General features: G+C 40.3%; 16 protein-coding genes. All 16 read right to left on the bottom strand.

The genetic code is table 11. The features are described 5' to 3' along the window. Positions 1–81: 81 nt before the first annotated feature. Positions 82–1260, bottom strand: coding sequence for an AI-2E family transporter (locus ACPWSO_RS09640; RefSeq protein WP_426082837.1), 1179 nt, complete (start codon positions 1258–1260; stop codon positions 82–84). A 13-nt stretch (positions 1261–1273) separates the two neighbouring features. Beyond that, positions 1274–1627, bottom strand: coding sequence for a PTS glucitol/sorbitol transporter subunit IIA (locus ACPWSO_RS09635; protein ID WP_426082835.1), 354 nt, complete (start codon positions 1625–1627; stop codon positions 1274–1276). A gap of 359 nt (positions 1628–1986) precedes the next feature. After that, positions 1987–2163 (bottom strand): DNA-directed RNA polymerase subunit beta, encoded by a 177-nt coding sequence (locus ACPWSO_RS09630; RefSeq protein ID WP_426082833.1) that lies wholly within the window; start codon positions 2161–2163, stop codon positions 1987–1989. A gap of 16 nt (positions 2164–2179) precedes the next feature. After that, positions 2180–3478, bottom strand: coding sequence for a UDP-N-acetylglucosamine 1-carboxyvinyltransferase (murA, locus tag ACPWSO_RS09625; protein WP_426082832.1), 1299 nt, complete (start codon positions 3476–3478; stop codon positions 2180–2182). 103 nt (positions 3479–3581) lie between these two features. Beyond that, positions 3582–3818 carry a DUF1146 family protein gene (locus ACPWSO_RS09620; protein ID WP_426082830.1) on the bottom strand — a complete coding sequence of 79 codons (237 nt, stop codon included), beginning with the start codon at positions 3816–3818 and terminating at the stop codon, positions 3582–3584. Between the two features lie 419 nt (positions 3819–4237). Beyond that, positions 4238–4660 carry a F0F1 ATP synthase subunit epsilon gene (locus ACPWSO_RS09615; RefSeq protein WP_426082828.1) on the bottom strand — a complete coding sequence of 141 codons (423 nt, stop codon included), beginning with the start codon at positions 4658–4660 and terminating at the stop codon, positions 4238–4240. A 12-nt stretch (positions 4661–4672) separates the two neighbouring features. After that, positions 4673–6079: a F0F1 ATP synthase subunit beta gene (atpD, locus tag ACPWSO_RS09610; protein ID WP_426082826.1), complete on the bottom strand. Its 1407-nt coding sequence runs from the start codon at positions 6077–6079 to the stop codon at positions 4673–4675. A gap of 64 nt (positions 6080–6143) precedes the next feature. After that, positions 6144–7058 (bottom strand): F0F1 ATP synthase subunit gamma, encoded by a 915-nt coding sequence (locus ACPWSO_RS09605; protein WP_426082824.1) that lies wholly within the window; start codon positions 7056–7058, stop codon positions 6144–6146. Positions 7059–7072: 14 nt separating this feature from the next. After that, the gene (gene atpA, locus ACPWSO_RS09600) at positions 7073–8632 is read right to left on the bottom strand and encodes a F0F1 ATP synthase subunit alpha (protein WP_426082822.1); all 1560 of its coding nucleotides are present in this window, start codon (positions 8630–8632) and stop codon (positions 7073–7075) included. 28 nt (positions 8633–8660) lie between these two features. Then, on the bottom strand, positions 8661–9203 hold the full coding sequence (gene atpH / locus ACPWSO_RS09595) for an ATP synthase F1 subunit delta (protein WP_426082840.1): 543 nt from the start codon (positions 9201–9203) through the stop codon (positions 8661–8663). After that, positions 9190–9717, bottom strand: coding sequence for a F0F1 ATP synthase subunit B (gene atpF, locus ACPWSO_RS09590; RefSeq protein WP_426082821.1), 528 nt, complete (start codon positions 9715–9717; stop codon positions 9190–9192). Before atpF ends, atpH begins: the two co-directional genes overlap by 14 nt. Before the next feature lie 220 nt (positions 9718–9937). Beyond that, entirely contained in the window at positions 9938–10150 is a 213-nt protein-coding gene (gene atpE / locus ACPWSO_RS09585) for a F0F1 ATP synthase subunit C (RefSeq protein WP_426082839.1), read from the bottom strand. 51 nt (positions 10151–10201) lie between these two features. Further along, positions 10202–10918, bottom strand: coding sequence for a F0F1 ATP synthase subunit A (atpB, locus tag ACPWSO_RS09580; protein WP_426082820.1), 717 nt, complete (start codon positions 10916–10918; stop codon positions 10202–10204). 448 nt (positions 10919–11366) lie between these two features. Then, positions 11367–11831: an SsrA-binding protein SmpB gene (smpB, locus tag ACPWSO_RS09575; RefSeq protein WP_426082819.1), complete on the bottom strand. Its 465-nt coding sequence runs from the start codon at positions 11829–11831 to the stop codon at positions 11367–11369. A 17-nt stretch (positions 11832–11848) separates the two neighbouring features. Next, on the bottom strand, positions 11849–14239 hold the full coding sequence (rnr, locus tag ACPWSO_RS09570) for a ribonuclease R (protein WP_426082818.1): 2391 nt from the start codon (positions 14237–14239) through the stop codon (positions 11849–11851). Further along, on the bottom strand, positions 14236–15003 hold the full coding sequence (locus ACPWSO_RS09565; RefSeq protein ID WP_426082816.1) for an alpha/beta hydrolase: 768 nt from the start codon (positions 15001–15003) through the stop codon (positions 14236–14238). The genes rnr and ACPWSO_RS09565 overlap by 4 nt, the downstream gene beginning before the upstream one ends. Between the last annotated feature and the right edge of the window lie 49 nt (positions 15004–15052).

The following is a 15052-nucleotide window of genomic DNA, read 5'->3' as shown; positions in this document are numbered from 1 at the left end:
CGGCGCGGGAAACGCCACACACAACAACCCCCCCCCCCCCCCCCCCCCCCTCCCCCCCCCCCCCCCCCCCCCCCCACTTTTTTATGTTTCATTATCAACTTTTTCGTCATCTTCATCGTAATATAAAGTAGAAACCTCTTTATACCATTCAAAAATATTTGTAATCACTACTTTTGCAGCGGCGTAGATAGGAATCCCCAGTATTACACCAGCGATTCCAAATAATTTTCCGGAAGTTAACAACACCAGCAAAATCGTCACCGGATGAACATCCAGCTGACTTCCCAGTACTAGAGGTGATACGACACGTCCTTCAATGGTTTGCTCAATAATAAAGACAATCAATACCTGAATTAAGAGGACCGGTCCGCCGACAATTCCTAGAAAAACAGCAGGAACCATTGCCAGAAATGACCCTAGATAAGGAATCAAATTCAAGAAACCGGCGATAATGCCTAAAGTAACAGAATAATCTAGTCCGATAATAGAAAAACCAATAATGAACATTACAGCTACTGCAAAGGCTACAGTCAGCTGTCCTCTGATATAAGAAGACACCTGTGCATTCATTTCAGATAAAACCTGCAATGTTGGCTGACGCATTTTATTCGGTAAAAACTTGATATAGAACGGTGCTAGTCTTTTTCCATCTTTTAACAAGTAGAACAGGATAAACGGCATCGTTATCACAGCTACAACAATCGATGCTACTGCCCCAAAGAAGCTGCCCAGACCTTGAACAGTGGATGTGGATAAGTTCTTAATAATTTCTCCCAAAGAGCTAGTCAAACGCTCGCCCATATCTTCCAGAGGTTCCCGCAGCTGCCCAAACAACGGATCACTGAGAATTTCCTGTGTTTTACTATCTATTGTTTCAACATACTTAGGAAAATTATTGCCAAAGCTAAGTATCTGACTGCGAATCTCAGGCACAATCACAACGATTCCCCAAACGATTAATGCAACTACAATTACAAATAAGCCAATAATACTCCAAGCTCTCGGAACTTTTTTCTTTTCAAGAAAATCTACAATAGGATTCAACAAATAATAGAAGATTCCCGCCATAATAATCGGCAGCCCTACTACACCAATAAACTGCCAGACTGGCGTAAATAAATGAGATACCTTGGTGAAAACAAAAATAATTAATAGAACTAGTAGTACAATCAGTAATGCCGTAACAACCTGATTATTTAAAAACCAGCGCCAAAACCAAGATAAGCGGCTTTCTGATTTTTCTTTTTGATCATTTGACATTCAACCACTCCCTTCAGCTCATGTATTCAATGATGGAACCTACATTGATTTCCGGAAATTTATTTGGCGATAGATAGATGCCGTTTACCACTGCATCTTCCGCAGGAACGCTGTCAAAAATTAGTGTTACGTGTGATATGCTGTTGAGGTTTGCATTGGCAAAAGAGCCCACATGCTCAACAGTATAAACAAGCTCATCAATTTTCAGTTGATTTCCTTTTTTTATTGCCAGCTCCTGCTGTTCTTCAAATTTCTGGATTACAGAATACTCTCTAAGATTCTCTGTAGCTCCTTCTCCGAAAAGAATGATCATTGGTTCCTTCCCATCAAGTGCGTGATCGCCTATCGCAGTTACAATCGATTTCATCAATACTCTCTCCCTTTAGTGTTTATATATGTAGTTTAATTCTAATGCCTTCTATCATATTCTTCTTCGATTTTCAGAAGATTTAGAAAAAAATTTAGAATCAAATGCTGTGTTATAGGATTTCTTTATAAAAAATAAGGTATTTTTCTATAAGCAATACTCCGAGCATCCTATTACTCACAGCTTAAATTTTAATACTTTATAAGTCGCAGACTATTCTTTAATAGACTCCTTTAATTATAACATAGAAACCATTTTTTCTTTGTGTATTTCCCTTTAAAAAGGGCATCCGTTTCTAAAGCTTCAAACAAATAAAAACTAAAAAGCCGGGAAAGAGTTGCCTCTTTCCCGGCTTTGAATTATTTCAGAAAATCAAAGATATGAGTCCATACTTCCTTATTAAAAACATCTTTCGGATCGCCGCCGCCCACAATACCGTAACCAATCATCGTGCCGGTAACAAATAGAATGACGACAAGTGAAATCACCACTAGTATTTTCAATAAAGTGACTATGATATAACGTGTCGAACTCATAAATAACTACTCCTTTTTAACGAACTACTGATGCTTCTTTGACTTCAGCAGTCTCTCCATTCACTCGTTCCACTTTTGCACCAAGCTTTTGAAGCTTTTTGTGGAATTCATAATATCCTCTGTCTAAATACTCCAGATGAGAAACGCGGGTAATTCCGTCAGCACGTAATCCCAAAAGAATTAACGCTGCCGCCGCTCTCAAATCGGTTGCATTGACGGCAGCTCCTTGAAGCTTTCTACCGCCATTGATGATTGCCACGTTGCCGTCAATCTGTACATCTGCATTCATATGCATCATTTCTTCCAAATGCTGGAAGCGATTTTCAAAGACAGTCTCAGTCACTACGCTCGATCCTTTTGCCAACACCTGCATAGCAGTTACTTGTGCCTGCATATCTGTCGGGAAGCCTGGATGAGGCAATGTTTTGATGTCTGTCGGTTTTATTTCTTTCGGACCGATAACTCGGATGCCGTCTTCTTCTTCACGAACAATTGCACCCATTTCAGTCAATTTAGAAATCAACGGACGATTATGCTCAATAATTGCTTCTTCAATCATAACATTACCTTCAGTCATTGCTGCTGCAACCATGAAAGTACCTGCTTCGATACGGTCCTGAACAACAGAGTGTTCTACGCCGTGCAGCTTGTCTACACCTTCAATACGCATCATTTCAGTTCCGGCGCCATAAACATGTGCGCCCATTTTATTCAATACGTTAGCTAAATCAACGATTTCAGGTTCTCTTGCCACATTTTCAATAACTGTTGTGCCTTTTGCACGGACAGCAGCCATCATAATGTTTTGTGTAGCACCTACACTAGGAAAATCAAGATAAATTGTATTTCCTTTTAATTCATCAGCAAAAGCTTCGATATAACCATTTTTCTGAACAATCTTAGCACCTAATGCCTGAAATCCTTTTAGATGAAGGTCTATCGGCCGCTTGCCGATTGCACATCCGCCCGGCATAGCTACTTTAGCATGACCATTGCGGGCTAATAATGGCCCCATCACAACAATAGAAGCTCTCATTTGTCCAACAAATTCATAGTCTGCTTCAATTCCCAGCGGTTTTGTCGCATCAATATATACTTCGTTTTGTTCTTGGTTAAAGTTTATGTCTACGTTTAAGTGTTCAATTACCTTATTCATTGTAAAAACATCTGAAAGAATCGGCACATTTTTAATTTTAGTGGTTCCTTCTTCTGCTAAGAGTGTTGCTGCAAGAATAGGCAAAACTGCATTTTTTGCCCCTTCGATTTTTACATTACCTTTTAATTGGTTACCGCCATGAACAACGATCTGTTCCATTTCGTTCCCTCCAAAAATAAGAATAGGTTCTTCCTACCCAAAATCTTCCTCATTATAACACTATTCTTTGCAAATTTGTACATTTTCTTCTTATTTTACTTATTCAAGATAAGAATGACATAAAAATATTACGGCATAACGCGATGAATTCCAGAAAAAAAGAGCTCGCAGTATAGCCTATTACAACTGAAAATAAGATTAATAACACCCTTATCTGCCGGACATGCTGCTGCTTGAAAAACTGATCGATTCTGACCGCCTGCACTGTCCAAAAACTCAGATAGATAAATAGTACATGGGAAATAATTCGAATCAATGCATCTACTCCGTAAAACTCCATGTTTAACTCCTTTTATTATTCCTTCTAAAAATAAACATTCAGAGAGAATAAAAACTTACTTAAAATTCAAATCCTACAAAAATAAAAGCTGTTTAATCTCACTCGCTTATGCTGCATAAATAGTTTGGCAATAAAGCAATTCGCAGGATTTATCTAATAGTTTATCACAAAACAAACAAAATTTATAAAAATAGTGTTTATTTTATAGTTTCGCGTATTTTATTTTAAATCAAAAAACACTCGATTCAGCAATTCTTAAGATTCTTACTATCAATTTTTGCTGAAAACTTAATTTTTCTATGTACAAATAAAAACCGGGTGACTGCCCTCCTTTTCAACAGCTTATTAAGCTGTTGAAAAGAGAAGTACATGCAGAGTCTAAATCACTCTTTATCACCCGGTTTACCGCATTTTACTAATTAGTGATGTTTCGACACATTGATGCGGTTGATTGCTCGGTGAAGCGCTACATTCGCACGTTTCAGTTCATCAATGTTGTCTTTTTCTTTTGCTTCCTGAATCATTTTCTCTGCGCGCAGTTTTGCACGTTCGGCTCTGGATACGTCAATGTCCCGTTCTCTTTCTGCACTATCGGCAATAATCGAAACTACGTTATCACGTACCTCCATAATTCCGCCGTTCACCGCAATCCAATCCACATGGGTGTCTGCATCTGTCCGCTTCACCCGAACCTCGTCAATCGCCAGAGGGACGATAATCGGTGCATGCTTCGGCAAGATTCCGATTTCACCGTCTGTTGTTCTGGCAACAACAATCGTTGCACGGTGATCGTAAACCAGACCGTCCGGGGTCATTACATTAACAGTTAATGCCTCTTCCATTATGCAGACCTCCTAGTAGTTCAATGTTTTCGATTTTTCGATGACCTCTTCGATTCGTCCAACACTTCTAAACGCTTCTTCAGGTAAATCATCATATTTTCCTTCAAGAATATCTTTAAAACCTTTTACAGTTTCAGAAACAGGCACATAGGAACCGGGCTGACCAGTAAACTGTTCTGCCACGTGGAAGTTCTGAGAAAGGAAGAACTGAATCCGGCGTGCTCTGCCGACCAGAACCTTCTCTTTGTCGGAAAGCTCATCCATACCGAGTATAGCAATGATGTCCTGCAGTTCACGGTAACGCTGGAGTACGTGCTGTACCTCAGTAGCAACTTCGTAATGCTCTTCTCCAACAATCTCAGGAGCCAAAGCACTTGACGAAGAAGCCAGCGGATCAACCGCGGGATAAATTCCCTGTTCAGTCAAACGACGTTCCAAATTGGTTGTTGCATCCAAATGGGCGAAAGCAGTTGCTGGTGCCGGGTCAGTGTAGTCATCGGCTGGTACATAGATTGCCTGAATAGATGTAATAGACCCTTTCTTAGTGGATGTAATCCGTTCCTGCAGCTGACCCATTTCTGTTGCTAAGGTCGGCTGATAGCCCACGGCAGAAGGCATACGTCCAAGCAAAGCGGATACTTCCGAACCTGCTTGAGTAAAGCGGAAAATATTATCAATAAATAACAGAACGTCCTGTCCTTCAACATCACGGAAATACTCTGCAATTGTCAATCCTGTTAATGCAACACGCATACGGGCGCCTGGCGGCTCATTCATCTGACCAAACACCATAGCTGTTTTTTCAATAACACCAGAGTCCTTCATTTCATAATAAAGGTCGTTCCCTTCACGGGTACGTTCTCCAACACCAGTAAATACGGAAATTCCGCCATGCTCCTGAGCGATATTATGAATAAGTTCTTGAATTAAAACCGTTTTACCAACACCAGCACCCCCAAATAGGCCAACTTTCCCGCCTTTTAAGTAAGGAGCAAGTAAATCGATAACCTTAATTCCTGTTTCAAGAATTTCAGTGCTCGTGCTTAACTCATCAAAGGTTGGTGCTTTTTTATGGATACCGCTGCGTGCAGCATCCTCTGGAAACGGTGCTTCCAAATCAATCGTATCTCCTAAAACGTTGAAAACCCGTCCCAAGGTTTCTTTCCCAACCGGTACGGAAATGGGTTTTCCTGTATCAATAACTTCCATTCCTCTTTGGAGACCATCTGTTGATTCCATTGCGATAGAGCGAATAACTCCATCCCCAAGCTCCAAGGCTACTTCAAGCACAACTTTCTGTTTGTTTTCGCCATTTTTATACACGACTAATGCATTATTTATATCAGGCAGCGGCTGATCTAAAGAAAACTCAACATCAACAACTGGGCCGATTACTTCAATAATTTTACCTGAACTCATGTTTCTTCCTCCAGTCTTACTAAGTTTCACAGTCTATCTTCAATCATTGAATACAAAACTGGATTTATTCTAACGCAGCAGCTCCAGCTACAATCTCTGTGATTTCCTGCGTAATCGCTCCCTGACGAGCACGGTTATAAGAAATCGTTAAATCTCCAATAATGGTCTGAGCGTTGTCGGTCGCAGTCTTCATTGCTGTCATCCCTGCTGCATGTTCAGCAGTTTTCGCATCAATAATCGCTCCGTAAATCAGACTATCCGCATATTGAGGCAGTAAATGATCCAAGATGGCTTCTTTTGAAGGCTCTAAAATATACTCCTGTTCATAAGAAGCATCTTCATCCGGATCCAAATCAGAAATCGGCAGCATTTTTTCTACTCGAAACTGGCTTGTCAATGAATTGATATGGTGGTTGTAACAAACATATAATTCGTCAAAGACTTCACTGTCATACATTGATGTTGCTGCAGAAACGATTTTCCGTACTTCGTCAAAAGAAGGCTGATCAGTCAGACCTCTTAACTCGTAGGCAATATTAAAGCCTCTCGTTTTAAAAAAGTCTGCTCCTACTCCTCCGATTGCAATTAACACATACTCGTCTTGATTGTCATGATCATCCTGCAGCATAGTCATCGTTTGCTTCAAAATGGAGCTGTTGTAGCCGCCAACCAAGCCTTTATCTGAAGTTATCACAATGTATCCTGTTCGCTTCACAGGTCTGCTGGCCAGCATCGCATGAAATTCATTCAACTCAGGATAGCTGGGATCATCACTTAGTTCTTCCAGATCATTCAGCTGAGAGGCAACAAGGTGAGTTACAATCGAACGGATTTTCGCCGCGTATTCCTGAAAATTCTTTGAAGCAGCTTCTGACTTTGTCAGTTTCGCTGCAGATACCATCTGCATTGCTTTCGTAATCTGACTCGTCTTTTTAGTTGAAGCAATTCGCTGCTTTATTTCATTCAATGAAGCACCCATTTCCATTCACCTCTCTAAGCTTTAGACATTTTTTCCTTCAAGTCATCAACAGCAGATTTCTCTGAAATAGCCGATGCATTAAATACTTCTTTAAATTCATCAATTACTGTTTTCAACATTTCTTCATCCGGCAAATCCTTCGTAGTCCGAATCGTTTCAAAAATATCAGCATGCTTGCCTTCAATATAGTCAAACAGTTCTTCTTCAAAATCGAGAATGCGGTCAACACTGATGCTATCCAGCAGTCCTCGAGTCAGTGCAAATAAAATGACTACTTGTTTTTCTACCGGCAGCGGCATGTGCAGTTTTTGTTTTAGTATTTCAACTGTACGTCGTCCGCGGTTTAGTTTTGCCTGTGTGGCTGCATCCAAATCAGAGCCAAACTGAGTAAATGCTTCCAGTTCCCGATAACTTGCCAAGTCCAGACGAAGTGTTCCGGCAACCTTCTTCATAGCTTTAATTTGGGCAGAGCCCCCAACACGTGATACTGACAACCCAGCGTCTACCGCCGGACGGATTCCTGAGTAGAATAAATCATTTTCAAGGAAAATTTGACCATCTGTGATGGAAATCACGTTTGTTGGAATATAAGCAGAAATATCACCAGCTTGTGTTTCAACAAACGGCAAAGCTGTCATTGAACCGCCGCCCATTTCATCACTTAGCTTAGCTGCTCTTTCCAACAGACGAGAATGCAGATAGAAAACATCGCCGGGATATGCTTCCCGACCTGGCGGTCTACGTAAAAGCAATGAAAGTTCCCGGTAAGCTACCGCTTGTTTGGACAAGTCATCGTAAATGATCAGTACATGTTTTCCGTTGTACATAAATTCTTCACCCATTGCCGCTCCAGCATAAGGAGCAATGTAAAGCATTGGCGCCGGTTGAGAAGCACTTGCAGTTACAACGATTGTATAGTCCAATGCACCTAATTTACGTAGTGTTTCTACCTGTGTCCGAACAGTTGATTCTTTTTGCCCGATAGCAACATAGATACAGATAACATCTTGACCCTTTTGGTTGATAATTGTGTCGATTGCGATTGATGTTTTACCCGTTTTACGGTCACCAATAATCAATTCACGCTGTCCTCTTCCAATTGGTACTAATGCATCAATCGCTTTCAGACCTGTCTGCATCGGCTCATTTACTGATTTACGCTGCATAACGCCTGGCGCAGCAGCCTCAACGGGACGTTTTTTATCTGTTTTAATTTCACCAAGACCGTCAACGGGTTGTCCCAGCGGGTTTACAACACGGCCGATCAAAGCTTCTCCTACAGGCACTTCCATTATTTTTCCTGTACGCTTGATTTTGTCCCCTTCACGGATGGATTCAAAATCACCTAAAATAATAATACCAACATCGTTTGATTCCAAATTCTGCGCCATTCCGTAAGCGCCGTTGGAGAATTCCAACAGCTCTCCGCTCATTGCATTTTCCAGACCATGGGCGCGGGCGATCCCATCCCCTACATAGGTTACAGTTCCCACTTCCTCAACAGCTAGTTCCTGCTGATAATGCTCGATTTGTTCTTTAATTAAAGCACTGATTTCTTCTGCTTTGATGGACATTTGCGTCACCTCTTTATTCTACTAAAGTCTATCTCAACAATCGTTCTTCTATATTCTTCAACTGTTTTTTGATACTTCCGTCAATCACCTTGTGATTTGCTTCAATTACTGCCCCGCCTAAAATTTTAGGTTCAATCAGGTTAATAAAATTGGCTTTTTCGTATCCCAACAATCCTGCTGCTTTTGCTTCAATCTGCTGATGCTGCTCTTTCGTCAGCGGCACAGCGGTCACAACCGTGCCCAAGACCAAACTTTGCAGATCGTCATATCTTCTTTCATATTCATCAATCATTAACAGCATTTCACTCATCCGGCTGTAGCTATGTACTACATGGAGAAAATTTTCCACCGTACCTGAAAAGCCTTTAATCAATTGATCCATAATTTCATCTTTTTCATATGGCTCCAATCGAGCATCGCTTAGAATATCGCCAATCCCCGGAACCAGATGATAGACCTCCCGCAGCTTTAACAGCTGTTGATAAACATCAGCGGCTTCCTGCTTCTCCAGCGCCAGCTCAAACAAAGCTTTGCCGTAGCGTTTACCAACCATATATTTATCTAGTTTCATCAATTTTACCTAATCCATCAATATAAGAATCAATCAGCGACTCATGCGCCTCTGTTGTTAATTCCTTATTAAGGATTTTCCCTGCAATCTGGATGGACAAGGCTGCCACATCCTCTTTCACTGCTGCCATTGCTTTATCATGTTCCTGAGCGATATCACTGACTGCTTTTTCCTTCAGCCGGGTTACCTCTTCAGTCGTTTCAGCTAAAGCTTTCTTGCGGTTTTCTTCTCCGCTATCTTTGGCATCCTTTATGATTTCCGCTGCTTCTGATTTTGAAGCAAGCAGTTTTTGCTGGCGTTCTTTTTCCATTTGCGCCGCTGATAGACGTGACTGCTCAGCGGAATCTAAATCATTTGCGATTTTATCTTCACGTTGTTTCAGTACATCTGTGATGGCACCCCACGCAAATTTTTTGATTAAGAGCATCAAAATCAAAAAGGCGCCGGTCACTACGATGATTGTTCCCAGTGTTGTACTGGGTGCTGCCTCCCCTAAAACCAGGTTCTTAAGCATGAAGTTTCGCCGTCCTTTCCTGCATTCTCTCTAAAGACAGACACAAAAGCATTCTTTCATTCTTATTTAAGTCGACCTGAGTGAATAACATCCCTCTCAGATACTTTAAAAGTTCATCCAAATCTTATCTGTGTTGTCTTAACTTCGGCTATTTACATAACTATACAGAAGAAAGCAGTGACGATCGGTTTGCCCAACAACGTCCTGCTTCCAAAGTAAATTATCTCAGCACCAACAATAATGCAATAACTACACCTAGAATAGGAACCGCTTCAATCAAGGCTACCCCGATAAACATCGTTGTTCTTAATTGACCAGACATTTCAGGCTGGCGTGTCATTGATTCAATCGTTTTAGAAATAACCTTTCCGTTACCATAAGCTGCTCCAATTGCTGCTCCAAATACTGCGATCGCTGCTGCGATATAATTCAATCCGTCCATTTTTTATTCCTCCTAAGAACTTTGATAATAGATTATTGTTAATTATTCTTCCACTTCAACTTTATGAGCCATGTAAACCATAGATAAAGTCACAAAAATGAAAGCTTGAATCCCACCGATAAATAATGAGAAGGCCACCCAGATCATTTCCAGCGGAATCGCCAGTGGAATAACCCATAAACCTACTCCTGAGACAAGACTTGCAATTAGTCCCAACAGAACTTCACCAGCGTAGATATTTCCGTATAAACGCAAAGCCAGTGTAAGCAGATTCGTAAACTCTTCCATAAACTTGATTGGCATCAAAAAGGCCACAGGCTTCAGGAAACTATTTTTAAAGTACCCTTTAAATCCAAAACGGCTGATACTGAATACATGGGTCAGAACAATCATGATTAATGCCAGCGTCAATGTCACCATTGGATCAGCGGTTGGACTCTTCCAGTAGGAATGTTCGCCAACTGCAATCTTCGTGACTAAGCCAATAGTATTTGCAACTAATATGAATAAGAACAGAGTGAAAGATAATAAATGAAAATTCGTAACTTCTTTACTAGGCATATTGTCAGTAATAATTCCGCGAACAAAATCAATAATCCACTCAATTACATTCTGTTTTCCTTTCGGTTTCATCTGCAAATTTCTTGTGCAAAAATAAACAACGGCAAAAACGATCACACTAGTCAGCAAAACCATCGTACAGATAGTCGCATCAAACCATATCGGACCGATATTGAAGAGCGGTGTTTTCTCTTCCATTTTTTTCACCTCTTTTCTGCTCAACTGCTTGATATTTTCTTAAAGTTATTTTCAACCACAACGTATAATACCACCATCGATACCGAATTTCAAAAGTTTTTCATGAAAATTCGACATTTTTTCTAATGTGACTAAAAAAACATGTCATTTTCCTTTCATAATTCTGCTTAAACAGTGGAAAAAAGCTGCAATTGTTTTTTATCAAAAACGATGGAAGCCATCAGTTTTCTTTCACTCTAACAAATTTTACGCGGAAGATAAAGAAAAGAACTTAAATATGCGAAAAAGAATATATAACAAATTAAAAACCATTTTCAGCATTTCACTTTTCTTTATCCTTATGAAAATCCTATGAAAAACTATTGGTTGTCCTGATAATTTTTCCAAGCAAAATAATTGCTACTTGGCTAATTAACAACAAAATTTACAGCTCGTTCTCTTCAGTTGGTTAACGAGACAGATTTTTTAATGTCCGGTTGATTTGACGGTCGACTTCTTTTCGTTTCAAGTCTTCCCGCTTATCATATTGTTTCTTACCTTTAGCAAGTCCAATCAAAACTTTGGCAAACCCATCCTTAATATAGACCTTCAACGGAACAAGCGTTACTCCCGTATTCTTCGTCTCACCGACCAGCTTTTTGATTTGTCTTTTGTGCATCAACAGTTTTCTTGTACGCAGCGGATCATGATTAAAAATATTTCCCTGCTCATAAGGACTGATATGAACATTGTACAAAAATATTTCTCCATTGCGAATTCGGGCAAAACCGTCCTTCAAATTGATTCTAGCATTGCGGATTGCTTTGATTTCAGTCCCCTGAAGTACAATCCCTGCTTCGATCGTATCAATAATCGTATAATCATGCCTTGCCTTTTTATTTTGGGCAATTAATTGTCCTTCCCCTTTTGGCATCACAAACTCCTCCGATTTTATTTTTTCTTTTTATGTTTATTTTTTGTCTTTTTCTTTTTAGCAACTTCCTTATAAAAAGGTTTTTTACCACCTTTTTTCTTAGCTTGCTTTTCCTTATTAGCAGGCTTTGAAGAATTAGACTCTTTCTTTTGTTTATTATTCAGCTTTTGCCGGCCGCTGTCTTTTCTTCTTCGGCTTTTACGGTTGCCGCCTTTCGAACCTTTAATCTCCAAACGTTCAATTTCTTCTGAATCAATTAACTCAAAATCAATTTCTCTCGTTTCAGGGTCGGATTTTTCTACTCGGATACGGACTTTCTGACCGATTTTAAGGGTTAAGCCTGTCCGTTCTCCAACCAGCGCTAAATGATTTTCGATGAAATGAAAATAATCCTGCTTCAAATTGTTAATGTGTACTAAGCCTTCAATTGTATTTGCTAGTTCAACAAAAATACCGAACTTAGTCACTGAGCTGATAACTCCATCATACTCCTCGCCAATCTTATCCGCCATGAATTCGGCTTTCTTCATACTATCAACTTCACGCTCTGCTTCCACTGCCCGTCGTTCCATTTTTGAGCTGTGGTCTGCGATATCCGGTAGCTGTTCACTCCATCTTCCTTGATTTGCTTCAGACAAATCCTCACTGTAGCTTCGTATCAAACGATGTACAATTAAATCGGGATAGCGCCGAATTGGGGAAGTGAAATGAGTATAGTATTCTGCCGCTAAACCATAATGCCCAAAATTGTCTTCAGAATAGCGTGCCTGCTGCATACTTCTAAGCAACATGGTATTAATTACGATTTCTTCTGGTTTACCTTCTATTTGTTCAAGTACCCGCTGGAGATCCTTTGGTGTAATGTCTGCTTTGGTTCCTTTTACCAAAATACCTAGCATGGCAGCAAAATCAAAGAACCGCTGCATTTTTTCTTCTTTAGGCTGTTCATGGATTCGATAAACAAACGGCAGCTTCTTTTCTGTGTAATGACGGGCTACAGTTTCATTAGCAGCCAGCATAAAGGATTCAATTAGACGTTCTCCCAAACCACGTTGGCGTAAAATAATATCCTGCGGCTGTCCATCTTCGTTGACCAGCACCTTCGCTTCATGGTCTTCAAATGAAATAGCCCCCCGACGTTCTCTCATCTTTTCTAAAATACTATGCAGTTCGGCCATCTCATTAAACATCGGTACTAACGGCTCATAGCGGAGGATGGTTTCTTCATTCTGTTCTTCAAGAATCTCATTAACCGCTGTATAGGTCATTCGCTCCGCCGTCTGAATCACACTCGGAAAAATCTCATGAGAAACAACGAGTCCATCAGAAGATATTTCCATCTGACAGCTTAATGTCAGCCGAGGTACCTTGGGGTTCAGTGAACAGATACCGTTGGATAAGCGCTGCGGCAGCATCGGAATTACCCGGTCTGTCAAATATACGCTGGTTCCCCGCTCATAGGCTTCACTATCCATTGGACTGCCTTCAGTTACATAGTGAGAAACATCCGCAATATGAACCCCTAAAAAATAGTTCCCATTTTTTAGTTTTTGAACAGTAACTGCATCATCCAAATCCTTTGCATCTTCCCCGTCAATTGTCACGATTACCTGATCCCGTAAATCCCTGCGGCCGGTTAAATCCTGTTCGTTTATTGTATCCGGAACCTGATCAGCCTGGGTGATAACATCATCAGAAAATGAAGTCGGTATGCCATGTGCAACAATAATTGACATAATATCCATTCCCGGGTCGTTCTTATGACCAACTACCTTTTTGACAATTCCTTCCAAGCTTTTTGCGTATTCTTTTTCAGGATAGTGCGTTACTTCTGCAATTACAATACTTCCAGCTACTGGACGAATGCCTTCAGCAGCTATGTATACAGTTAATCCAGATATTTTTTTATCCTTCGGTAGAACATAGCCGTACAAATCACTTTCCGCTGTTTCTTCTTCGCTATAAGCAAAAAATTCACCAACAATTTGACTAACTGCCCGTTCTTTAATTTCCAGGACTGCTCCTTCTGCTCCACGTTCTGAAAATGGGTCAGCCGGCTGAATAATATCAATTAGCACTGTGTCACCATCCATCGCATAGTTGGTATGCTCTTTAGCAATATAAATATCCGGTTCCTCTGGATCGATTGTCACAAAGCCAAATCCCCGCTCGTTCCCTCGAAATACACCTTCTACAGAAATCCCTTTTTCAACCAGCTTAATTTTTCCTTTTTTAGTAAATTCAATCAAATTTTCCCGTTCTAAAGCTGCTGCTGTTTGAATCAAGAACTTAAAATCAGCACTTTTCTGCAGCTGCAATCCTTCAGCCAGTTCCTCCATTGAAAAGCTCTTTTTCTTTTGATCCTTCAAATAAGCAAGAATCGTTTCCTTAATTGTTTGTTTTGTCATTCTTTCTCCTCATCCCAAGATAGGGTCTCTAAATAGTTTGCCACATCCTGTTCTAGTTCTTTATGTTCCGGTCCTACAGTCAAAACATGTCCGCTGTTTGGATACCAGTTAAATGTAATTTTTGTGTCAGTCAAAGCCGCTGCCGTTTGAAATGCACCTTTTGGATCAATCATTTCGTCTTGACCAGCTTGAGCAATAAAAACTGGCGTATCTATTTTATCTAATGCTTTTGCTGTTTTTTCAGCATAATTTTCTATCTGCCGTAGCTGTTCAACGGACCGAGACCGTATATCAGTCATTCTTTTTTCGACGGCTTCTTCTGATTCTCCAGATAGCTTTATCACGTTTTCGGCATAGAGAATAAAGTTTTCTGGTACACGCGTCTTAACAGGAAATATAGGGGAACAAAAACAACCGCCGCCGATGACAGCTTCCTCTTCCTGCGTTAAAAGGTTGACCGCAAATAAGCCGCCCATCGATAAGCCCAACACTGCTATCTGACCATACCCTTGATCTTTCAAAAAAGCAACTGCCTGAAGAGCATCCTGCTGCCATTTTTCTACAGATTGATCCAGTATGTCTTCCGGATTTAAAGTTCCATGACCTGAAAACATCGGACTGTATACGGTATAATTTTTATTTTCTAAATAACGGCACAACATCCGAACATCATTGCTGCTGCCGGAATAGGCATGAAATAAAAGAACTGCTTTTGCTCCTTTTTTAATAAAAAGAGGTTTAGGCAGATTTATTTTTTTCTCCATTTGTTTCACCTCAATCTCATTTTATCATATTCTTATCAGAAAGCCTCTT

It is taken from the genome of Enterococcus sp. LJL51 (assembly GCF_049894025.1).
GTDB lineage: Bacteria > Bacillota > Bacilli > Lactobacillales > Enterococcaceae > Enterococcus_L.
The sequence above is the reverse complement of the archived record's forward strand: the minus strand, read 5'-3'. Positions and strand labels throughout refer to the sequence as shown.

Excerpts from the sequence above, each read along its gene's own strand:
- ACPWSO_RS09640 (WP_426082837.1), bottom strand. The coding sequence starts at position 1,260 with ATGTCAAATGATCAAAAAGAAAAATCAGAAAGCCGCTTATCTTGGTTT.
- ACPWSO_RS09635 (WP_426082835.1), bottom strand. The coding sequence starts at position 1,627 with ATGAAATCGATTGTAACTGCGATAGGCGATCACGCACTTGATGGGAAG.
- ACPWSO_RS09630 (WP_426082833.1), bottom strand. The coding sequence starts at position 2,163 with ATGAGTTCGACACGTTATATCATAGTCACTTTATTGAAAATACTAGTG.
- murA (WP_426082832.1), bottom strand. The coding sequence starts at position 3,478 with ATGGAACAGATCGTTGTTCATGGCGGTAACCAATTAAAAGGTAATGTA.
- ACPWSO_RS09620 (WP_426082830.1), bottom strand. The coding sequence starts at position 3,818 with ATGGAGTTTTACGGAGTAGATGCATTGATTCGAATTATTTCCCATGTA.
- ACPWSO_RS09615 (WP_426082828.1), bottom strand. The coding sequence starts at position 4,660 with ATGGAAGAGGCATTAACTGTTAATGTAATGACCCCGGACGGTCTGGTT.
- atpD (WP_426082826.1), bottom strand. The coding sequence starts at position 6,079 with ATGAGTTCAGGTAAAATTATTGAAGTAATCGGCCCAGTTGTTGATGTT.
- ACPWSO_RS09605 (WP_426082824.1), bottom strand. The coding sequence starts at position 7,058 with ATGGGTGCTTCATTGAATGAAATAAAGCAGCGAATTGCTTCAACTAAA.
- atpA (WP_426082822.1), bottom strand. The coding sequence starts at position 8,632 with ATGTCCATCAAAGCAGAAGAAATCAGTGCTTTAATTAAAGAACAAATC.
- atpH (WP_426082840.1), bottom strand. The coding sequence starts at position 9,203 with ATGAAACTAGATAAATATATGGTTGGTAAACGCTACGGCAAAGCTTTG.
- atpF (WP_426082821.1), bottom strand. The coding sequence starts at position 9,717 with ATGCTTAAGAACCTGGTTTTAGGGGAGGCAGCACCCAGTACAACACTG.
- atpB (WP_426082820.1), bottom strand. The coding sequence starts at position 10,918 with ATGGAAGAGAAAACACCGCTCTTCAATATCGGTCCGATATGGTTTGAT.
- smpB (WP_426082819.1), bottom strand. The coding sequence starts at position 11,831 with ATGCCAAAAGGGGAAGGACAATTAATTGCCCAAAATAAAAAGGCAAGG.
- rnr (WP_426082818.1), bottom strand. The coding sequence starts at position 14,239 with ATGACAAAACAAACAATTAAGGAAACGATTCTTGCTTATTTGAAGGAT.
- ACPWSO_RS09565 (WP_426082816.1), bottom strand. The coding sequence starts at position 15,003 with ATGGAGAAAAAAATAAATCTGCCTAAACCTCTTTTTATTAAAAAAGGA.